Origin of the sequence: Sulfurimonas sp. (assembly GCF_041563035.1) — a bacterium.
In the GTDB taxonomy this organism is placed as follows: domain Bacteria; phylum Campylobacterota; class Campylobacteria; order Campylobacterales; family Sulfurimonadaceae; genus Sulfurimonas.
This window is the reverse complement of sequence record NZ_JBFFNS010000028.1, coordinates 1-21,011: the sequence shown is the minus strand read 5'-3', so window position 1 is coordinate 21,011 and position 21,011 is coordinate 1. Positions and strand designations below refer to the sequence as shown.

General features: G+C 34.1%; 26 protein-coding genes. 14 read left to right on the top strand and 12 right to left on the bottom strand.

Features of this window, described 5'->3' with window-relative positions; translation table 11 throughout:
* The coding region (locus tag ABZC13_RS12955) for a ComEC/Rec2 family competence protein (protein ID WP_373004686.1) at positions 1–828 on the top strand (828 nt) is incomplete at its 5' end.
* Here ABZC13_RS12955 and ABZC13_RS12950 read toward each other — a convergent pair.
* From ABZC13_RS12950 to ABZC13_RS12940, 3 genes are read right to left on the bottom strand one after another with little or no spacing between them, the layout of a single operon-like run.
* On the bottom strand, positions 775–1,608 hold the full coding sequence (locus tag ABZC13_RS12950; protein WP_373004684.1) for a YihY family inner membrane protein: 834 nt from the start codon (positions 1,606–1,608) through the stop codon (positions 775–777). The genes ABZC13_RS12955 and ABZC13_RS12950 overlap by 54 nt on opposite strands.
* A 10-nt stretch (positions 1,609–1,618) precedes the next feature.
* Positions 1,619–3,004 carry an FAD-linked oxidase C-terminal domain-containing protein gene (locus tag ABZC13_RS12945; protein WP_373004681.1) on the bottom strand — a complete coding sequence of 462 codons (1,386 nt, stop codon included), beginning with the start codon at positions 3,002–3,004 and terminating at the stop codon, positions 1,619–1,621.
* Positions 3,001–3,774 (bottom strand): plasminogen-binding N-terminal domain-containing protein, encoded by a 774-nt coding sequence (locus ABZC13_RS12940; protein ID WP_373004678.1) that lies wholly within the window; start codon positions 3,772–3,774, stop codon positions 3,001–3,003. The genes ABZC13_RS12945 and ABZC13_RS12940 overlap by 4 nt, the downstream gene beginning before the upstream one ends.
* A 114-nt stretch (positions 3,775–3,888) precedes the next feature.
* On the opposite strand from ABZC13_RS12940, the gene ABZC13_RS12935 reads away from it, so the two are divergent.
* Positions 3,889–5,073: a peptidoglycan DD-metalloendopeptidase family protein gene (locus ABZC13_RS12935; RefSeq protein WP_373004675.1), complete on the top strand. Its 1,185-nt coding sequence runs from the start codon at positions 3,889–3,891 to the stop codon at positions 5,071–5,073.
* Positions 5,066–5,629 carry an NUDIX domain-containing protein gene (locus ABZC13_RS12930; RefSeq protein WP_373004672.1) on the top strand — a complete coding sequence of 188 codons (564 nt, stop codon included), beginning with the start codon at positions 5,066–5,068 and terminating at the stop codon, positions 5,627–5,629. Before ABZC13_RS12935 ends, ABZC13_RS12930 begins: the two co-directional genes overlap by 8 nt.
* Before the next feature lie 80 nt (positions 5,630–5,709).
* On the opposite strand, the gene ABZC13_RS12925 is transcribed toward ABZC13_RS12930, so the two are convergent.
* The gene (locus tag ABZC13_RS12925; protein ID WP_373004669.1) at positions 5,710–7,560 is read right to left on the bottom strand and encodes a primosomal protein N'; all 1,851 of its coding nucleotides are present in this window, start codon (positions 7,558–7,560) and stop codon (positions 5,710–5,712) included.
* 10 nt (positions 7,561–7,570) lie between these two features.
* Positions 7,571–8,038: a prepilin-type N-terminal cleavage/methylation domain-containing protein gene (locus ABZC13_RS12920; protein ID WP_373004665.1), complete on the bottom strand. Its 468-nt coding sequence runs from the start codon at positions 8,036–8,038 to the stop codon at positions 7,571–7,573.
* A gap of 236 nt (positions 8,039–8,274) precedes the next feature.
* On the opposite strand from ABZC13_RS12920, the gene ABZC13_RS12915 reads away from it, so the two are divergent.
* The 4 genes from ABZC13_RS12915 to ABZC13_RS12900 all read left to right on the top strand — a co-directional run bounded on the left by ABZC13_RS12915 (position 8,275) and on the right by ABZC13_RS12900 (position 9,636).
* On the top strand, positions 8,275–8,451 hold the full coding sequence (locus ABZC13_RS12915; RefSeq protein WP_373004662.1) for a hypothetical protein: 177 nt from the start codon (positions 8,275–8,277) through the stop codon (positions 8,449–8,451).
* Between the two features lie 24 nt (positions 8,452–8,475).
* On the top strand, positions 8,476–8,694 hold the full coding sequence (locus tag ABZC13_RS12910; RefSeq protein WP_373004692.1) for a transposase: 219 nt from the start codon (positions 8,476–8,478) through the stop codon (positions 8,692–8,694).
* Positions 8,645–8,791, top strand: coding sequence for a hypothetical protein (locus tag ABZC13_RS12905; RefSeq protein WP_373004659.1), 147 nt, complete (start codon positions 8,645–8,647; stop codon positions 8,789–8,791). Before ABZC13_RS12910 ends, ABZC13_RS12905 begins: the two co-directional genes overlap by 50 nt.
* Before the next feature lie 197 nt (positions 8,792–8,988).
* Positions 8,989–9,636, top strand: coding sequence for a transposase (locus tag ABZC13_RS12900; RefSeq protein ID WP_373004689.1), 648 nt, complete (start codon positions 8,989–8,991; stop codon positions 9,634–9,636).
* Between the two features lie 216 nt (positions 9,637–9,852).
* Here the strand turns inward: ABZC13_RS12900 and ABZC13_RS12895 are convergent, their stop codons facing one another.
* Positions 9,853–10,314, bottom strand: a complete 462-nt coding sequence (locus ABZC13_RS12895; protein ID WP_373004656.1) for a type II secretion system protein — start codon at positions 10,312–10,314, stop codon at positions 9,853–9,855.
* Positions 10,315–10,513: 199 nt separating this feature from the next.
* On the opposite strand from ABZC13_RS12895, the gene flgB reads away from it, so the two are divergent.
* The 4 genes from flgB to ABZC13_RS12875 all read left to right on the top strand — a co-directional run bounded on the left by flgB (position 10,514) and on the right by ABZC13_RS12875 (position 13,667).
* Positions 10,514–10,945, top strand: coding sequence for a flagellar basal body rod protein FlgB (gene flgB / locus ABZC13_RS12890; protein ID WP_373004653.1), 432 nt, complete (start codon positions 10,514–10,516; stop codon positions 10,943–10,945).
* Between the two features lie 8 nt (positions 10,946–10,953).
* Positions 10,954–11,445 carry a flagellar basal body rod protein FlgC gene (flgC, locus tag ABZC13_RS12885; protein WP_373004650.1) on the top strand — a complete coding sequence of 164 codons (492 nt, stop codon included), beginning with the start codon at positions 10,954–10,956 and terminating at the stop codon, positions 11,443–11,445.
* A gap of 12 nt (positions 11,446–11,457) precedes the next feature.
* The gene (gene fliE / locus ABZC13_RS12880) at positions 11,458–11,763 is read left to right on the top strand and encodes a flagellar hook-basal body complex protein FliE (RefSeq protein WP_373004647.1); all 306 of its coding nucleotides are present in this window, start codon (positions 11,458–11,460) and stop codon (positions 11,761–11,763) included.
* A 143-nt stretch (positions 11,764–11,906) separates the two neighbouring features.
* On the top strand, positions 11,907–13,667 hold the full coding sequence (locus tag ABZC13_RS12875; RefSeq protein ID WP_373004644.1) for a peptidoglycan D,D-transpeptidase FtsI family protein: 1,761 nt from the start codon (positions 11,907–11,909) through the stop codon (positions 13,665–13,667).
* Here ABZC13_RS12875 and panC read toward each other — a convergent pair.
* Positions 13,644–14,465 (bottom strand): pantoate--beta-alanine ligase, encoded by an 822-nt coding sequence (gene panC, locus ABZC13_RS12870; RefSeq protein WP_373004641.1) that lies wholly within the window; start codon positions 14,463–14,465, stop codon positions 13,644–13,646. The two genes, ABZC13_RS12875 and panC, sit on opposite strands and share 24 nt — an antisense overlap.
* Positions 14,466–14,515: 50 nt before the next feature.
* Between panC and prfB the strand changes: the two genes are divergently transcribed.
* A complete protein-coding gene (prfB, locus tag ABZC13_RS12865) occupies positions 14,516–15,613 on the top strand; it encodes a peptide chain release factor 2 (protein WP_373004638.1) in 1,098 nt (365 codons plus the stop codon).
* Between the two features lie 115 nt (positions 15,614–15,728).
* Here the strand turns inward: prfB and ABZC13_RS12860 are convergent, their stop codons facing one another.
* Positions 15,729–16,058, bottom strand: a complete 330-nt coding sequence (locus ABZC13_RS12860; protein ID WP_373004635.1) for a hypothetical protein — start codon at positions 16,056–16,058, stop codon at positions 15,729–15,731.
* Positions 16,059–16,110: 52 nt separating this feature from the next.
* On the opposite strand from ABZC13_RS12860, the gene ABZC13_RS12855 reads away from it, so the two are divergent.
* Positions 16,111–16,824 carry an arginyltransferase gene (locus ABZC13_RS12855; RefSeq protein WP_373004633.1) on the top strand — a complete coding sequence of 238 codons (714 nt, stop codon included), beginning with the start codon at positions 16,111–16,113 and terminating at the stop codon, positions 16,822–16,824.
* Here ABZC13_RS12855 and ABZC13_RS12850 read toward each other — a convergent pair.
* Positions 16,811–17,482 (bottom strand): hypothetical protein, encoded by a 672-nt coding sequence (locus ABZC13_RS12850; protein ID WP_373004630.1) that lies wholly within the window; start codon positions 17,480–17,482, stop codon positions 16,811–16,813. The genes ABZC13_RS12855 and ABZC13_RS12850 overlap by 14 nt on opposite strands.
* 61 nt (positions 17,483–17,543) lie before the next feature.
* On the opposite strand from ABZC13_RS12850, the gene ABZC13_RS12845 reads away from it, so the two are divergent.
* Complete coding sequence (locus ABZC13_RS12845) at positions 17,544–17,771, top strand: hypothetical protein (protein ID WP_373004627.1); 228 nt, start codon at positions 17,544–17,546, stop codon at positions 17,769–17,771.
* A 61-nt stretch (positions 17,772–17,832) separates the two neighbouring features.
* On the opposite strand, the gene fusA is transcribed toward ABZC13_RS12845, so the two are convergent.
* From fusA to rpsL, 3 genes are all read right to left on the bottom strand, one after another.
* Positions 17,833–19,923 carry an elongation factor G gene (gene fusA, locus ABZC13_RS12840; protein ID WP_373004624.1) on the bottom strand — a complete coding sequence of 697 codons (2,091 nt, stop codon included), beginning with the start codon at positions 19,921–19,923 and terminating at the stop codon, positions 17,833–17,835.
* Positions 19,924–20,112: 189 nt separating this feature from the next.
* Positions 20,113–20,580: a 30S ribosomal protein S7 gene (gene rpsG / locus ABZC13_RS12835; protein WP_373004621.1), complete on the bottom strand. Its 468-nt coding sequence runs from the start codon at positions 20,578–20,580 to the stop codon at positions 20,113–20,115.
* A gap of 94 nt (positions 20,581–20,674) precedes the next feature.
* Positions 20,675–21,011, bottom strand: a 337-nt coding sequence (gene rpsL / locus ABZC13_RS12830; protein ID WP_373004617.1) for a 30S ribosomal protein S12, incomplete at its 5' end; no start/stop codon positions are given.

The following is a 21,011-nucleotide window of genomic DNA, read 5'->3' as shown; positions in this document are numbered from 1 at the left end:
ATATATCAAGCCCTCTTTAGTGCTGCTCCGCTAAATAAAGATTTGCAAACTACTTTTTCTACTCTTGGAGTATCGCATCTATTGGCTATAAGCGGATTTCATTTGGGAGTACTCAGTGGTCTTCTTTTCTTTTTAATAAGACCTATATATAACTTTTTTCAAAACAGATATTTTCCATACAGAAACTCCAAGTCTGACATATTTTTAGTAGTTGCTTTTTCTTTACTTCTGTATCTAAATTTTCTAGGCTCTCCACCTTCCCTACTTCGTGCTTTTTCAATGCTTATTATCGGCTTTGTAGTTTATGATAGAGGTTTTAAAATAATCTCGATGCAGACACTTCTACTAACAGGTATACTGCTTTTAGTTATATTTCCAAAACTTCTATTTTCACTTGGGTTTTGGTTATCAATATCCGGTGTATTTTACATCTTCTTATTTCTCATTCACTTCAAGCATCTAAGTAAAATATGGCAATTTATAATTATCCCGTTTTGGGTATATATTTTAATGTTACCTTTCTCTTTAGCTATCTTTTCTAACTTTAGCATCTACCACCCACTATCAATAATCTGGACAACACTATTTACAATCTTTTATCCTCTTAGTATCTTCTTGCATCTGGTTGGTTTTGGAAATCTTTTTGATGGAGTTTTGGAAAATTTTATCTTATTGGCTCAAAGTCAAACAAGCGTAGATCTAGATATTAAATGGCTAGTATTTCATATTGTTCTATCACTGATCAGCATATATAAAAAGAGTTTTGTCTGGCTTTTACTCGCTCTTAGCTTCTCTTTTTTGATATACGCGATTAATCATATAACATAGTTTAAGTCCATATATAAAAATAATCCACGATACATAAATCCATAAAAATAAGAACATCATAATGGCAAAAGAACCATACATGGTTGTATATGCTTTGTTATAAAAAACATACTCTATGAAGGCATTTTTAGAAATGCTAAATACTATGGAGATGATAAATGAACTGATAAAAGATGCTCTAGGATTTATCTTTGTATTTGCACCAATTTGAAAAATAAGAAAAAATAGTGCCCAGATAATTACATAAGGAATAATTGGAAGAATATTAACACCAGATGTCAAAGTGTTTGACTCTATCATTATTGCCAACTGTGCAGTAATGTAAAAAGATGCACCAAGGGCAATCGGGGTGAGAGTAAGCATTGTCCAATAAGTAGTGACAGATTCCCAAAGTGTTCTTGATTTTGCATGAAAAATCTTGTTTGCAATATACTCAAAGTTTTTAAAAAACAGAAGTGAAGCAACCAAAATCATGACAAGACCAATAACTCCCATTTTTGCTGAGTTTGCTAGAAAACCATCAATATGACCCATTATAGCTTCAGAATTTACAGGCATCAGATTGGAAAATATAAATGTTTTAATCGTCTCATAATGATCTGCAAACGAAGGCATAGATGTTAAAAGAGTTAACATAATAAGCAGCAGAGGAATAATAGTAAAGATAGTATAGAAACTAAGACTAGCTGCAAATAGAGTTAATTCTTTATCGACAAATGTACTTATAAAAAACTTTACATGTCTATAAATATAATTAAAATCTATCTTTTTGCTAATCATAACTAGTTCCTTAGCTTAACCCCATCTTAGCAGGATTTAAAATATTGTTAGGGTCAAAAGCCATTTTTATTGACTTAAATAAGTTCATCTCTTCGTCTGTAAATGCCATTGACATATAAGGTGCCTTTGCAAGACCGATACCATGTTCACCACTTAGTGTTCCACCCAAATCAATAGTAGCTTGAAAAACCTCTTCTATGGCCTTATAAGCTATCTTAACCTGCTCGGGGTCACTTCCATCCACCATTACGTTTGTATGTACGTTACCATCACCCGTATGACCAAAACATGGTATGTTGATTTGGTATTTATCAGCGATAGCATAAAACTTCTCCAGTAGTTCAGGTAAAACTGCACGAGGAACTGTTACATCTTCGTTTAATTTCTTGCTTCCATAAACACTTAGAGCAGGAGATGCATTACGACGGGCGAACCAGATATCAGCAGCTTCTTTATCATCTTTTGCGATTTTAAATTCTGAACAACCGTTCTCACGGAAAACTTTTTCAATTTGTCCCAGTTGATAATTTAGATCATCTTCTAAATTTCCATCAACATCCGTAACTAAAAGTGCTCCTGCATCTACGGGGAGTCCTTTATTAAAAGTCTGTTCAACCGCCCGTATTGTCAAGTTGTCTAAAAACTCCATAGCAACAGGGGTGATGCCGCTTGCCATTGTTTTATATACAGCTTCCATTGCTTCATTTACAGTAGGAAAAATTCCCATCGCAGTTTTGGTAAGTTTTGGTTTTGGAATAAGTCTAAGCGTGATTTCACTAAGAACTGCAAGAGTTCCCTCAGATGCTATTAAAATACCGCTAATGTTGTAACCTGCTACATCTTTAATAGTACGCTTTCCGGCTTTTATAATATCACCATTTGGTAAAACTGCACGAGTTGCCATTACGTAATCTTTAGTAATTCCATATTTTGCAGCTCTCATACCACCGGCATTTTCACTTACATTTCCACCTAGAGTTGAATACTCTTGGCTAGCTGGATCTGGCGGATAAAAGAGTCCAACCTCCTCTACAGCACGTTGAAGATCCATATTGATAACACCTGGTTGAACGATTGCAACCATATTTTTCATATCGATTTCTAAGATCTTGTTCATATGTTTTTCCATAGCTAAAACGATACCGCCAGAACTAGGAAGTGCTCCACCAGTAAAACCTGAACCTGCTCCACGAGGAACTATAATAATCTTATGCTCGTTACAGTACTTTAAAATCGCACTGATATCTTCTTCATTTCTTGGGAAAATTACAGCATCCGGTTCAAAGTGTTCTCTTGTTGCATCATAAGAGTATGCAATTAAGTGCGCTTTATCGATATAAATATTATCATCTCCAACAATGTTAGTAAAATATTCTGTATGTTTTGAATCAATCATTTTGAAGCCTTTGCTTTGAAATTATTAACTATTTTTTGTAACTCTTTGTTGTTTGGATTAGCCTCTGTTAAAAGCTCATAGTAGTAAGGTTCATAAGATTCCAGCTCATTACTTCCTTCTCCCCACCATGCTGCTTCTATCTTTTCTATCCTTGTGTAAAAAGGCAACTGCGTACTATCTTGTTTAAGCTGCGCATCTGTTATAGTCAAAATCTTAAAACTTTTAGCATCTATAGTAAAGAGTTTCTCCTCAAGATATATAAATACCAGACCTACAGAAGTTGATATAGAAAGCTTAGTAAAATCTTCTCTAAGAGGTGTTGGATGCCCGTTAAAAGATAAAATAGTAGCAAAAATATCCGGGTGAACCCACTGTAGATCTTTTACACTTCTTGTGATTCTATGATAAATCTCTTCATTTGGAGAGATTAACGTACCTCTTGTATATCCAAAAGCCAAAATAGCTTCATCACCAATAGCTACTGTCCATCTGCCACTTGGTAAAGCATTGTTTCTTAGAGCATCATACGTGCTCATTTTAAGAGTTGCTGTTTTACTCTTTGCATCAAAATCTGTTACTAGGATATTTTTTAAAATAACTGTATGGTCTTCGGCAATTTTGTGAGATATAAAACCACTCATACCTACATCAATCTTATCTATTTTTATCGTAGCAATATTACTTTTCTCATCAACACTAATAAGAGGCGATTTCACAACTCCAGCCGACAGCTGTAAGGCAAGGACTAAAACTAAAATTATATACTTCATTGACTCTCTTTTTAAATTATATAACGCGATTATAGCAAAGCAAACCTCATACTAAGCCAACTTTTGTTAGAGTTTCTAAATTATTTTTAAAAATTTAATATTTATGGTTAATTAATGATACGATTTTTTCTACTTTTTTTACTTACGACTACTCTATTTTCCTCTCAAGTTGAAAGATTTCGCTGGCCGAACGGTGAGACGTATCTCATATTTTTAGAAAAGCAAAATCTCCCTGCAAAAAAGCTATACTACGACCTTGACAAAGATGATCAAAGACTGACAGAAGAGATGAGAACAGGTGTTCACTGCCAAATATTAAAAGATGATAATGGCGTTATCGAGCAAGTCTTACTTCCTCTCAATGATGAACTTCAAATACATATTTATAAGCACAAAGATGAGTATCATTTTGAAGCGATTCCTATTGTTAGTAACACAAAAACAGAAGCCTTTACACTTACAATAAACAACTCACCTTACTATGATATCATCAAAGCAACAGGTTCAAAAAAACTGGCTCAGATATTTGTATCAAATTTTAGAAACTCACTAAACTTCAAAAGAGATCTCAGACGTGGCGACACTCTAGTCATGGTATATGATCAAAAATATCGTCTAGGTCGTCCTTTTTCTATGCCTACACTAAAGGTTGCCATGATTGAGATGCGAAAGAAGAAGCACTTTATCTACTTAAATGATGATGAAAGATACTATGATGAAAAAGGGCATGAAGTAGAAGGATTCTTACTTGCTCGTCCAGTTCGGGGAGCAAGGCTTTCCTCTTATTTTACTAAAAGAAGATTTCATCCCGTTTTAAAAAAATGGAAAGCTCACCTAGGGATTGATTATGCTGCAAGGCGTGGGACGCCTGTTATTGCAGCAGGAAGCGGAACAATAACCCATGCAAGCCGACTTGGAAGCTACGGAAACCTTATAAAAATACGCCATGCAGATGGATATGAGACACGATATGCTCACTTAAAATCATTTCGCAGAGGTATCAGACGAGGCAAGTATGTTAAAAAAGGTCATACTATAGGTTATGTTGGAAATACAGGTCGCTCAACTGGCCCACACCTTCACTTCGAGCTTAGAAAACACAGTCGTGCCATAAATCCTCTTCGCGTTGTACAAGTGACAACAAAGAAACTAAAAGGCAAAGAGAGAAAAGCATTTTTAAAACTCAAAGAAAATTATGATCAAAGCGTAAACCTGCATCTGACAAATCTAACTCCATTTAAAAAACCCCAAAAAGTAGAAAAAGTTTGTTATTTTTATAATGGAGGAAGCTGTGAGTAAAATAGATTCTATTGAGCAACTCTCTAATCCAAGATTTATAAAACCCATAAAAATAAATTACACTCAAAACAAGAAGAAAAAAGTCTGGGAAGCGGTCATAAGCCATGATAGTGTTGCCATACTTCTTTGGCACAGAGAGCAAGATGCTTTTGTACTTGTAAAACAGCTTAGAGCTACAGTTCTTAATAAAAACAAAGTAGACGGCATGATGTATGAGCTGTGTGCAGGAATTGTAGATAAAGACACTACAAACGCACAAATAGCAAAAGAAGAGATTTTAGAAGAGTGTGGTTATGATGTACCTGTAGAAAATCTCGAGAAAATCAGTTCTTTTTATACCAGTGTCGGCATCTCTGGAACTCATCAGACTCTTTATTATGCCGAGATAGATGAGAATATGAAAGTTCACGAAGGCGGTGGTCTAGAGGAAGAAGAGATAGAAGTAATTTTCATCCCAACTCATGAATCAAAAAGTTTTATGTTTGATGAAAGCTATCAAAAAACCACGGGAGTAATGCTGTCTATCTACTGGTTTTTTGAGAATAAATGCCATTAGCTTTGGCGTACTACCTAAGCCCCTGTTTTTGAACTACGGCGAATATTTTTATTTGAAAAATACTCCCTGCGTTCAAGGGCTTAGGCAAATTCGATTGGATCCATATCTACTTCTGCTAAGTCCACTTTACATCTAGATATTGCTTTAATTAAGTCCGTACTTTTATCCGAACGAAGAAGTATCTCAAATCTATACTTATTTGCTATTCTCTCAACTGCACACTTTCCAGAACCGACCACTTCTATATTTGGTTCACGAGATAACAACTCCTGCATCTTACGCATCTGCTCTTGTGCCTTTGCTCCATTTTTATGAGAAAATAGAACTCGGCAAAGCTTTTTATACGGAGGATATAGATCTTGTCTATATATTTTTTCCTCTTCTAAAAAATCTTCATAATTATTCATATAAGCACTAAAGAACTCTTCATTGAAACTTTGTACTAAAACTTTTGCATTTTTAGCCCTTCCGCTTCTACCGGAGACTTGAATAAGTGAAGAAAGAGCCTTTTCTCTGGCTCTGTAATCACTCATATTTAACATATTGTCCATACCTAGGACAACTGCCAAAGTAACACCGTGATAATCGTGCCCCTTGCTCAGCATCTGAGTACCAATAAGGATATCTGTCTCATGAGAGTTAAAACGCTCTAGAGCTTTTTTTAGTTTACTCGCTGTTGTGATGGCATCTCTGTCAAACTGTTCTATATTAGCATCTGCAAACTCTTCACTTATTACTTTCACTGCCTCAGCAGTTCCAAGTCGTGAACTCACCAGTGATGGACTTCTACACTCACTACAGACTTGAGGAATAGCTTGAGTATAGTTACAGTAGTGACACTTCAAAGCACGAGATTTCTGATGAATACTCATACCTATACTACAAAACACGCACTGAGTAGTATGACCGCAATCTTGACAAATAAGATACTTAAAATTTGCCCTGGTTGGAAGAAAAACTATTGCCTGATCTTTTGCTTCTAAAGTGCTTTTTAAATTTTGTAAAATAAGTGGAGATAAAGCTTCGGCTGACTTTTCATAAATAAACTCTCTGTTTGCACTAAAAAAACCTCCCTTAAGTCTAAAGTACGGGAACTTTGTAAAAGAGTTTAAAGATGGCGTAGCACTTCCTAAAACAACAGGCACATCATAAAGTTTTCCCATATATATAGCTATATCCCTAGCATTGTAACGAGGTCTTGAAGATGATTTATAACTGTCATCGTGTTCTTCATCTACAACAATCAAGCCTAAGTCATTTATCGGTAAAAATAGAGTTGAGCGAGGACCTGCTACTATTTTAGCACTACCGTCGTATATTTTTTCAAGAGCTTTTCTTTTTTGAAGAGGTGTAAGTTTTGAGTGCCACATGACTACTGACTCACCAAAATGTTCTTCTAATCTTTGACTCATTTGAGGCGTTAATGAGATTTCAGGCATTAAAAATATGGAGCATTTTTCTGAAGCTATCATCTCTTCAAAGTACTTCATATATATCTCAGTCTTTCCACTTCCTGTATCACCAAAGAGAAGTGAAGTTTTGTGATCTTTTAAATATACTAGAGCATCTTCTTGTTTTTTAGAGAGTTCTATTTTGCTATCTAATGGTTCTATTATATTATTAATATTTGAGTTATTATGAGATGTAGAAAAAGGAGTCATAATACCAAGAGCTTCACCTAAAGAACATACATAATATGTAGAGATAAACTTGGCTAACTCTATTTGTTTTTTTGAGTAAATAGAGTCACTATGCTCTAAAATCTCTAAGGTTTTAAATTCTGGTTCATCTATTTTTGAGAGAAGAACACCATATACAGTTCTATTTCTAACATTTACACTTACTTTAGTGCCTATATTTATTTCTTCTGATGAGTTGTATGTAAATGGCTCAAGAGGTGAGCCAATAAGAGAGATGTTATAAAAGTTCAATAATATATATCTAGTTTATAAGATTTTCACACAATGCGTCTTGAGCATCATTTCCAGCTGTAGTACTGCAACTAAATTTTCCGTCTGCTACAGTATATGTAAAAGTAAGGCTAACTCCATTAATGGTGATCGTATATGTATCTGATGTACCTGCATTTGTGGCTGTATTTTGCCATTCATCAGCAGATATTCCATACATAAGAAGTGTTCTATTGGCATCGCTGCCGGTAAAAAGATTATCACCTGCTACACCTGTACTAAGTCTAGGCATATATGTGCTAACACCTCTAATAAGTTGTGTTTGTCTTTCATTAACAATCGCCGAGCGAATGGAAGCAATGTCTGAACGACCCTTTGCTATTTCAGCATCTGTACGAGTAGCTGCAAATCTTGGAATAGCTATAGCCGCTAAAATACCTAAGATAACAATAACAAATACCATCTCTATCATTGTAAAAGCATTCTTTGATTTTTGCATTAGGAACTCCTTGGAAAAATTGTTTGGATTATTTAATCTACTATATTAACATTATTTAGATTATTTTAGTTTAAAGTTTTGTGTTTATGATTTTTAAAGAGAAAAAAATTTGGTTAGTATGTATTCCCAAGTAGAGAGACTGTGAAAGAACTTTCTAAAAGAACTCTTAAATGAGGGTTCTTTTAACCCCTAAAACAGTATAATATCGTCATAAAACTTCGTAATATAGGGCTTTGATGAGTGGTAATTATAAAGAAGGCTTGAATCGTAAACAACAACTATTATTTCCTCCAAGTTTAGATGAGTATATAGATGATATTAACCCGGCAAGAGGTATAGATAGCTATGTAGATATACTCAATTTATCAGAACTAGGATTTAAAAACCTCTCTAAAAGCTCCAATGATGGATAACCAGCTTTTCACCCACAATTACTTATTAAAATTTATATCTATAGTTATATCAATAAAATAAGAAGTTCAAGAGCTATTAAGAAAGAGTCTAAACGAAATATAGAATTAATGTGGCTAACACAAGGACTTACTCCCAGTTATAAAACAATCTCTAATTTTAGAAAAGATAATTATGAAGCGTTAAAACATAGATTTGATAGATGGGAATATTGTAGCAGTAGATGGTGCATTTTTAAGGGCTAATGCTTCTAAAAATAGTTTAGAGAAAGATTTAGTAGAAATAGATAATCAAATCAGTGAATATTTAAAAACATTAGACTTTTCAGATAAAGAGAAATAACCCTTAAATATTCTCTCAAAATTACCAAAAGATTTAAGAAAACTGAAATACAAGAAAGAAGAGTTGTCAGATAATTTAAAATTATTAGATGATTTAGGTAAGACGCAATATAATCGAACTGATAAAGATGCAACGCTTATGCGTAAACCTGCACATCACTTAATGGCTTATAATTCTCAAATTGTTGTTGATAGTACATATCAACTCAGGGTTCTGATTCAAATCAACTTCATAGAATGGCTATGCAACTGAAAGAGATAATTGAAAAAAACAATTTAATTATTGTTGCTGATATGGGCTATGATAATGCTATGGAAATAAAAAAGTGTTATGATGACAATATTACTCCAATAGTGCCTCTTTCAAATAAGCACCAAAAGCAAAAAGATACAGGTAAATTTACTAGATATAAATTTGTTTATAATAAGAGTGATGATAATTATATCTGTCTAAATAATCAGATACTTTCTAAAAGAAAAGTTGCTCAAATCAGAGATAATGGAAAAGTAAATTTCATTTATAGTAGAGCAAGCGCAATATGTAAGGCTTGTCCATTAAGATATCAATGCTTGCCAAGTAAAACACCATATAAGAGTATCTTTAGATGCGAACATGCAGAGATAATGGAAGAACATTCCATTAAAATGAAAACAGAAGAATCAAAGGATATGATTAAAAAACGAGGTTCAATAGTTGAACATCCATTTGGAACAATAAAAATAATTTTAGGCTGGAATCATTTTATAGTAAGAGGTAAAGAGAAAGTATTAGGTGAAAATTCTTTGATAATATTTACCTATAATTTTAAAAAGATTGTTAAATTTGATAGGGATTGTTCTATTTAGAAAACTGTTAATAGCACTAAAAGATGGAAACCTACAAGATATAATAGAAGAAATAGCTCTTTATCTCACCAATAATATGCAATATATGGTCTTTATTTTCAAAAAAAATATCATATACGGATTTAGAAATAATAATCTTACTGATATAGGAAAATGAGACTGGAAAGAAGAAGTTCTTTCACAGTCTCGGAACGTGGGAACTAGCAAAGGTGAGGATTAGTATATCACACCTGTTCCACCAAAAACATGTGATTGATTTGAATCAGTTGTAGCATCAGTCCAACCTGTCAATCTTTTCGATGCTGCTGCGATACCTGCACAAACTGAAGTACCAGGTTGGTCAAAGAAGATATTCACACCATCTGCTGCACCACCTATACTTGATGTTGGTACTATCCTAATACAATCTTCATAAGTAAAAGATGAAGCAGTACTATTCATATCAGTAGAACCACCAAGCTTAACACTTGTCATAGCCGTATAATCTGTAGCCATAGTACCTTTTGATGTATAATAAGCTCCAATATCACCAACTAATGTTGCAAGTTCAGTAGCACCCTTAGAAACTTTAGCGTCATCACGAGTAGCAGCAAGCTTTGGAATAGCCACAGCAGCTAAAATACCTAAAATAACGATAACAAAGATCAATTCGATCATAGTAAAACCAGCTCTTTTCATAAGAGACTCCTTGAATTAAAAAAAATGGGCTACTCTAGTAACCGTAGAACAATTATCCGCCAGATAACATTAAACTTTGCTTAAAATTACATATTTTACCGTTATTATATATTTTGTTATAAAAAATTCACAAACAATAAATAACTTCTTATTTTTGGAACTAAACTTGCTTATACTATAACAAAATGAAGGAGTTAAGATGAGCATTGAAATATCACGTACACATGGATTGATCTCAGATGCACTTGATTACAGAGCTATGAGACAAGATATGATATCTTCAAACATCGCAAATGCCGACACTCCTTTTTATAGACCAAGAGATATAAGTTTTGCAGATGCTTTAGCCGCAAAGAAAGCTGACATCTTAAACGAAGGCAGTGATAAACTAGCACTGGCTCAAACAAATGGTGCACATATTCCTCTTCACAATGAAAAAGGCAACTACAAGCCTACGACATTTTACAGAGATGGACATATGGCAAGAAATGATGGCAATAGTGTTGATTTAGATGTTGAGACTACAGAGATGAGTAAAAACTCAGTAATGTTCAACGCTCTAATTCAAGCAAACAAAAAAGATAGCATGATTTTTAAAAGTGTTATTGACGCATCATCAAAAGTACAATAGGATAAGTTATGAGCTTTTTAAGCAGTTTTGATATTAGCGGTTATGGACTAAGCGCACAGCGTGTTCGTGTAAATACTATCTCTCAAAATATAGCTAATGCGCAAACAACCAGAACTGAAGAGGGTGGTCCTTACAGAAGAAAAGAAGTTGTTTTTAAAGCTATCGACTTTAATGAGCAGTTCAACAAAGCACTTGGAAAGATGACTGAGAGTGCAAAATATGAAGATCCACTAAATGAAGGCGATTTTGGCCAAAAGGTGAATCCTGCTATAATGAGTGTAGTAGTAGATAAGATCTCAAGAGATGACAGTGAACCTAAACTGAAGTTTGATCCGTCTCATCCAGATGCAGATACAAATGGTTACGTTGCGTATCCAAATATTAATCCTGTTATCGAAATGGCCGATCTAGTAGAAGCGACTCGTTCTTATCAAGCAAATGTAGCTGCATTTGAGAGTTCGAAAAATATGGCAAACTCTGCGATTTCGTTATTGCAGTAAAGGTAAAGAAAAATGAGTGAATTTGGAAAAGTTAACGGCTTATCAGGAACATCAACAGCCGAGCTTTTAAAACAAAAAAGCAAAGTTGAAGGTGGTGGTGAAGCCTTTGCAGAGCATTTAAAATCAGCACTAAATGAAGTGAATGAACTTCAAGAAACAAGCGAGAAAGCTATTGGTGATATGGCTACAGGGCAGGTAAAAGACCTTCATCAAGCAGCACTGGCAATTGGAAAAGCTGAAACAAGTATGAAACTAATGCTTGAAATTAGAAACAAAGCTCTTAATGCCTATAAAGAGTTAGGTAGAACACAATTATAATTTCTATTATAACTTCGTAAAAGGAACTCATCTCTTTTGCCTCGCTTTGACCGCTGTGGTCACTGAAGCATTAGCTTTTACAAAGCTAATGGTATTAACAACTTATGTTATAATCATTTCAAAAATACAAATAAGTGTAATCAATGAAAAACCAAAATAAAAGTAAAAAAATATTTCTACTGTATACACTTATCAGTATTGGATTTATTATCTTTTTAAGCGTTATGCTTCTAACAGTTTTAAAATCTCGAGACTTGCCATCCCTCTACACAAAAGACTCTTCTAAAGCTCAAAGAGGCTCAATTATCAGTGCCGACAATTTTCATATAGCTACTACTATAAAACTATACAAAGCTGTTGTTAACACTCACTATATAGACCCTCAAAAAATTGAACTTTTTGTTGAACTCTTTAGCATCTATTCAGGTATAAGCTCAAAAGATATAAAAAAAAGGCTCTCTAAAAGAAAAGGGGTTGTTGTTCTTAGCTACAACATTCCTGAAAAAAGGGCGCAGTATCTTAAAAAACTGGCATATGAGCTAAGACGTTATAAAGTTTTTGTGGAGAAAAAAAATCCTCGCACTGGTCAATCAACTCTTCATGGACTAAGTGTGATTGAGAGTGGAGAGAGTAGAGAGTACCCATACGGTAATCTTATGACTCCTATTATCGGTTACCCTCATAAACTAGAAGAAAATGGCTATACATACATAAAAGGTGTAAAAGGCTTAGAAAAAAGGTTTGAATCTGCTCTTGGAGCTAGACAAGATGAGATAAGCCAAGGCAAAAGAGATATAAATGGCTATATAATTTTAAATAAAGAGAGTTTTTCTAAACCAAATATCAATGGTCTAGATATAAAACTGAATATTCCTGTAGGTCTTCAAATAAGAATAGAAAAGATGCTTGACTCAATGAAAGAAGAGCTAGAAGCAAAGCAGATTATTATAGTTATTATGAACTCCACAAATGGAAAAGTAATTACTATGGCCAGTTCAAACAGATTTTTGCCAAAGAGTATCAAAAGAAGTGATTATCCATCTCTAAACAGTGCTATCTCAGAGTATAGTTTTGAGCCTGGAAGTGTTGTAAAGACTATTACTTTTGCTCTACTTCTTGATAAAGGTCTTGTAAACCCTTACGACTTGGTAAACGGGCATAATGGTCGCTTTAAAATAGGAAGAAAAGTTATAACGGATGAACATAAATTTGACTGGCTCAGTGCAGAGAATGTTATTGTGCATTCTTCCAATGTAGGTATTGCTCAACTTGTTCAAAAACTATCTGGAGTTGAGCTTCACGAAGGTTACAAAAGTTTTGGTTTTACAAAAAAATCTACCAACGATTTTATCTATGAAAAAGTCGGATCAGTCCCAAGTATCAAAAGACTTAATAACGAAATATACAAAGCTACATCATCTTATGGTTATGGTATGAGAGTAAACCTTCTGCAACTTATACGTGCATATAGTGCATTTAACAATAATGGTAGAATTATTACTCCAAAAATAGTCAGTAACTTTATAGATGCAAGAGGTCAAAATATTCCTATAGAAAATGAAGAACAAATACAAGTAATTAAAAGTTCCACTGCAAATAGAGTTAAAAAGATTTTAATCAAAACAGTAAATGAGGGAACCGGTAAAAAAGCAAAAATAGATGGTTTAGTTATTGGTGGGAAAACAGGGACAGCACATATTGTTGAAAATGGAGAATATGTTAACAAATATAACACTGCTTTTTTAGGTTTTACCAACGACAAACAAAACAAGTACACTATGGGGGTTGTTGTTGTTCAACCAGAGAGTAGCCAGTTTGCAGCTCAAACTGCTGTTCCTGTCTACAAAAAGGCTGTAGATATTATGGTTGAAGAAGGTTACCTAAAGCCAGATATTGTCAAGTAATCTCGTAGTACCAACTTTAACTTCTACTAAAATAACTGTATTTCCAAGCTCTACTTCTTTAACTATCTCAAAATTATGGTTAAGCACTTCCACATAGTAGATCTCAAGCGGATTTAGAATTTCTCTCATTTTTTTTATGATTTCATCTACATTGAGTACATCTTTTGAAATCATCTTTGCAGCTGTTTGAAGTGATGATGATATTTTAAGAGCCTCTTTTCTCTCTTTAGTAGAGAGATATACATTTCTACTGCTAAGAGCCAGTCCATCACTCTCTCTGACTGTATCAACACCAACAATTTCTACATTCATAAAAAACTGCTTTACCATTAAACTAATAAGATTCAATTGTTGTGCATCTTTTTTACCAAAATACGCTCTTGTTGGGTTTACCATATTTAAGAGTTTCATAACAACTGTAAGTACTCCGTTAAAATGTCCTGGACGACTAAAACCTTCTAATACAAACCCACGTACCTTTGGTGCATTAATACTTACTTCATCATCACCATATATGCTGCCAGCATCTGGGAAAAATAGAATATCAACTCCGCTAAGCTCACATATTTTTTTGTCTGCTTCGTCTTTTCTAGGATATTTGTCTAAATCTTCACCCTTTAAAAACTGTGTTGGATTGACAAAGATAGAGACAACAACAAGTTCATTGGCTTTTCTTGCTTCTTTTATAAGAGTAATATGACCTTCATGTAAAGCACCCATTGTTGGAACGAATCCAACTGTTTTATTAGAATTTTTCAAATACTCTTTTAACTCTATTGGAGTAGATATAATCTTCATTTTAAGCCTCAATTTAATATAATCGCATTATATAACAAATAGGTTTATTTATGGATAATTACGAATATACGGAACTCTTAAAAAATTTAAATTTAAAAATGGACAACATCACAGGTGTTGTAGAACCTGATAAACTGCAAACTAGACTAGATGAGATAGAGGAATTAGAAAATTCTCAAGATTTCTGGAATGATGCTGCGAATGCTGCTAAAATTCAACAAGAAAAAACTCAGCTTCAAAGAAAACTGGATAAATTTTCTATAGCTAAAGATGCCTTGACAGAGGCAAAAGAACTTTATGAAATGGCAAAAGAAGAAAATGATGAAGAATCTATAGAATTGTGTTTTAGTGAAAGTGAAGAACTAGAACAACTAATACTAAATATGGAAGTTGAAGTTCTCTTAAGTGGCGAAACTGACTCCAATAACGCTATTCTTTCTATCCATCCAGGGGCTGGTGGAACAGAGTCACAAGACTGGGCTGAGATGCTACTACGTATGTATAAAAGATGGGCTGAGCGACATGGCTTTTGTGTAGAGGTTTTAGACTATCAAGTTGGTGATGAAGCCGGGATTAAAGATGTGTCCATAATCATCAAAGGTGAAAATGCTTATGGATATTTAAAAGTGGAAAATGGTATCCACAGACTTGTTCGAATCTCACCGTTTGATTCAAATGCAAAAAGACATACTTCGTTTAGCTCTGTAATGGTTTCACCTGAGATAGACGACGATATTAACATTGTAGTTGAAGATAAAGATATTCGAATAGACACTTACCGTGCAAGTGGTGCCGGCGGGCAACATGTAAACAAGACGGAATCTGCTATAAGACTAACCCACATAGAGACAGGAGTTGTGGTTCAGTGTCAAAATGACAGGTCTCAGCATAAGAATAAAGCAACTGCCATGAAGATGCTAAAATCTCGTCTTTATGAGCTGGAACTAGAAGCTCAAAAAGCTGAAGCTGCAGGTGTTGCAAAGAGTGAAATAGGTTGGGGACATCAAATAAGATCTTATGTTATGCAACCATATCAACAGGTTAAAGATACAAGAAGCAACATAGCACACTCAAATATATCTGGCATCTTAGATGGAGATATAGATAAACTTATAGAAGAAGTACTTATAGCACAGAATAAGGCATAGTCTTGAGCGTATGGAATATTTTTCAAAGAAAAATGTTCACGGGAGCTCAAAGTAGAGACTATGTTTGTTCCATCTCGGGAGAGATGGAACCAGCGAAAATAACTAGAACTAAACCTTACTCCTCTTTTTTCCTCACAAAACTATAACCTAAAAATCCGATACCTGCCATCATAGCTATGATTGTTAAGTACTGCATCTGCTTAGCTTTGGTATTTTTAAATTCTTCTAGATATTTTGATGCGTCTTTCTTCTTTGGTGCTTCTGAGCTACTTCCTGAACCACCGGCTACCTTTGCTTCCATTCTTGCTACATTTGCTGCAGCAATTTCATTTTTACTTATTCCCTCTTTGGGTGTAACCCAAAAATGTACAACAAAACCAACTAGAAGCATAAAGACACCCACACTTCTAAATATAATTATTTTATTTTTCTCAAAAAATTCCAAAATTCACCTTTTAGTTTACTAATTGTAATACAAATTATGTCAAAATCACTATATGAATCTACTTAAAGAATTTTCACTTGATGATAAATGTTCATATCTGAGTGATGAGAAACAAACTACTCACTATAAAGTCATAGATGACTGTGATGCAGACCAGTGTCAAGAACTTATAGAAAGAGGTTATAGAAGATTTGGCAAGATGTATTTCAGGCCTATATGCGCTCATTGTGATGAATGTAAAAGCATAAAAATAGATGTAAAAAATTTTGAATTTTCCAAATCACATAGAAGAGTTATAAAAAAAGCAGAATTTATAAAAAGCTATATACAAATACCGTCTATGACTCAAGCACATTTAGATCTTTTTGAAAAATATCATCTTTATATGAAAGAAAGAAAAGATTGGGATCACAGCCAAACAAACCCTCAAAGCTACTACAGCTCTTTTGTAAACGGTCATAATGGTTTTGGATATGAAGTACTATATTATCATGAGGATAGGCTTATTGCAGTAGATCTAATCGATATACTTGAAGATGGTATATCTTCTATTTATTTCTACTATGATCCTGATTATATGAAGTATGGCCTTGGAAAACTATCTCTTCTTTTTCAAATAAAATTTGCTAAGGCACAAGATAAAGATTGGATATATTTAGGTTACTATGTAAAAGATTGTTCATCACTATCATATAAGGCAGATTACAAACCATTTCTGACACTACAGGGAAGACCTAAGGAAGATGAGGAATTTATTTGGGTTTAGTCAACTCTTCTACTTGTTCTTTACGAATATCGCTCTTCTTTTTTATCAGCTCTTCTTCTAAAGTTTTTTGTATTGATTCTTGTTTAGCTTTATCTTTTTCACGTATACGTTTTATTTTTGCTTCTTGAATTTGTTTTTTACTTAAAGCAGGTTTCCTAGATAGATTTTGCTTTTGTTCTAGCATCTCATCTTCATCTAAATACTTTTGTATAACACCACTTGCATTCATCTCAGGACAGTGTGCAAAATAGTACTCTAAAATCTCAGCTTTATATTTTTTAGTATCAATAAGTCCTGAATTAATAGTCTTAGAGAACAATATATTATCTTGATTTATTATTGAAGATTTATAAGAGCTTACAGTAGTTCTATGAAAAAAATCATTTGTTTTTGATAATTCTCTAATAGTTTCTAAATACTTTTTCTTGTCTATATTCTTATCACCAGCTTCTATAGCATACCCTATATCTTTAGCTTTGTAAACTTCTTTAACATATGAATCTATTTTTTTTTCAAACTGAGAAAATTCAGATATATCTTTAAGCTTCTCAATATTTTCCACATTATCATATATGACATCACCAAGTGCAGAGTATACTTTAGGATTTTGTGCCATTAAAAATGTTGCTAAAAGAGCTAATGTAACTAATTTAATCATAAAATATCCATAAAATTTATTTTTTCGTATTATATCAGAATAATAATGATAGAATTATCACATGATTGATATATTAAAAAAAGAACTGATTATATACACGGCTTTGCTCACGTTGCTGATTTTTCTTATGCATCCAGATATGCTAAGTGATCCAATTGTTAGACTTGGACTTATGCAAGATAAGGCTAACTATATACATCCACTACTATATACATTTTTTGTATACTTAATACTCTTTTTTCTAAGAGCTGTTTCTGGTTTTATTGCTAAGTTGTTTGAGAAAAAATAAAAGGTAGGTTTAGACAAATTCAACACTTCCAAGAAGAAGTGTTGAGTGAGGAAAGGTTATATTACCCATTTCTCTTTTTCTGAATTTCTTCAGATACATTTTTAGGAACTTCTTCATAGTGATCGAATTCCATTGAGTATGTTGCACGTCCTTGAGTTGCAGAACGAAGGTCAGTTGAGTAACCAAACATCTCAGCAAGTGGAACGAACGCATCAACAATTTTGTTACCTGAACGGTCACCCATATTGTTAATTTGACCACGACGACGGTTAAGGTCACCGATAACGTCACCCATATAGTCCTCAGGAACTTCAACTTCAACTTTCATCATTGGCTCTAAGATTGATGGACGTGCTTTACGACAACCCTCTTTAAATGCCATTGAAGCAGCAAGTTTAAATGCCATCTCGTTTGAGTCAACATCGTGATATGAACCATCATAAAGTGTAATATCCATATCTTCCATTGGGTAACCTGCAAGTACACCGCTGCCCATAGTTTCAGCACAACCTTTTTCAACAGCAGGAATAAATTCTTTTGGAATTGCTCCACCCTTGATTTCATTGTGAAATACAAAACCTGTTCCAGTATCACCTGGTTTAATTGTAAGGTAAACATGACCAAATGCACCACGACCACCAGATTGCTTAGCATATTTGTACTCTTGTTGTACTTCATCTTTAATAGACTCACGGTAAGAAACCTGAGGAGCACCAACTTCAGCTTCAACAGAAAATTCTCTTTTCATTCTATCTACAAGAATTTCAAGGTGTAGTTCACCCATTCCAGAAATAATAGTTTGACCAGTTTCATCATCTGTATGAACTCTAAACGACGGATCTTCAGCAGCTAGTTTACTTAGTGCAATTCCCATTTTTTCTTGATCAGCTTTAGTTTTTGGCTCAACTGCAACAGATATTACCGGTTCTGGAAAGTCCATTCTCTCAAGAACAACTTTTTCTTCACCAACACATAAAGTATCACCAGTTGTAGTTACTTTTAGACCAACAACAGCACCGATTTCACCTGCATATATCGCTTTAACTTCTTCACGCTTGATAGCATGCATTTTCACAATACGACCAATTCTCTCTTTTTTATCTTTAGTAGAGTTGTGAACGAATGAACCTGATTCTAATGAACCACGGTAAACACGGATAAATGTCAGTACACCAACAAACGGGTCTGTCATGATTTTGAATGCTAATGCAGCAAAATCACCATCATCAGTCGAAGGAACTTCTACTTCCACTTCTTCATCATCCATTAAAGTACCCATGATTGCTGCTGATTCAACAGGAGAAGGTAAATATGCAACAACAGCATCAAGTAGAGTTTGAATACCTTTGTTCTTAAATGCAGTACCACAAGTCATAGGAACGATTGCCATACTTAGAGTTGCTTGTTTGATTGCAGCAGCAATCTCTTCGTTAGAAATCTCTTCGCCTTCTAAGAATTTTTCAGCAAATTCATCATTGCCATCTACTTCAGAGATAGACTCAAGTAGTTTTTCTCTATATTCATCAGCTTTGTCTTGTAAATTAGCTGGAATTTCTTCAACATGGTAGTTTGAACCCATAGCAGCATCTTTATCCCAAACAATAGCTTTCATTTGAACAAGATCAATAACACCGTCAAATTCTGCTTCAGAACCAATCGGTAATTGAATAGGAACCGGATTACCTTTTAGTCTTTCGCGAATTTGAGTTTCAACTTCATAGAAATCTGCACCAGTTCTATCCATTTTGTTAACAAAAACAATTGATGGAACTTTATAACGGTTTCTCTGTCTCCAAACTGTTTCTGATTGAGGCTGAACACCACCAACAGCACAGAATACTGAAACAGCACCATCAAGTACACGCATAGAACGCTCAACTTCAATAGTGAAGTCAACGTGGCCCGGAGTATCAATGATATTGATTTGTTTGCCTTCCCACTCACAAGTTGTTGCAGCAGAAGTAATTGTAATTCCACGCTCTTGTTCTTGTTCCATCCAGTCCATAGTAGCAGCACCATCATGAACCTCACCAATTTTATGCTCAACACCAGTATAGAATAGAATTCTTTCTGTTGCTGTAGTTTTACCTGCATCAATATGTGCAGCAATACCGATATTTCTTACATCATTTAATTTGTGACTTCTTGCCATGTTTAGTACCTTGTAATATTAGTTGAGAGATAACCTCTTTTATAAGTAAAGATACTTTATTTATAAAAGAGGTGTCAATATTGTTGTTAACACTAAAAAATTTGCAAGCAAATTTTAGCTTTACGTTGAGTAAAACCTAGTGTTAACGAAGTTAAGGGAATTACTTCCCTTAACGTTGAAAATAGAATATTACCAACGATAGTGAGCAAATGCTTTATTTGCTTCAGCCATTTTGTAAGTATCTTCTTTTTTCTTGAATGCATTACCTTTGTCAGATGATGCATCCATTAATTCGTTTGCTAATCTCTCAGCCATAGTTCTTTCATTTCTCTTACGAGCAGAATCAATTAACCATCTGATAGACAATGATAGTTGACGTACCGGGCGTACTTCTACTGGAACTTGATAAGTAGCACCACCAACACGGCGACTTTTTACTTCAATAATAGGTTTAATATTCTCAATAGCTTCATTAAATGTATCTATACCAGTTTTTTCACCACGAGAGCTAATGATATCCATTGCACTGTAAATGATCTTTTCTGCTGTAGATTTTTTACCATCTAACATAATTTTATTTATAAATTTCGTTAAAACTTTGCTTCCATAAACTGGGTCAGGCATAATTTCACGAACGGGAGCTTTTCTTCTTCTCATTTAGAATTTCCTTTTCTTCAATTTTCTCAAATTTACTCAAAATAAACTACTTAAAGTTTATCCTGTAGCTAGCTTGAATATTCTAGTCTTATGACTATTTTTTAGGTCTCTTAGTTCCGTATTTAGAACGAGCAACCATACGATTAGCAACACCAGCAGTATCTAATGCACCACGAACGATGTGATACTTAACACCAGGTAAATCTTTAATACGACCACCACGAACAAGAACGATTGAGTGCTCTTGAAGGTTATGACCCTCACCACCGATATAAGAAATAACTTCAAAACCTGAAGTTAATCTAACTTTTGCAACTTTTCTTAAAGCCGAGTTAGGTTTTTTTGGTGTAGTTGTGTAAACACGAGTACAAACACCACGACGCTGTGGACACGATACAAGAGCTGGTGATTTTGATTTTTTAATCACTTTT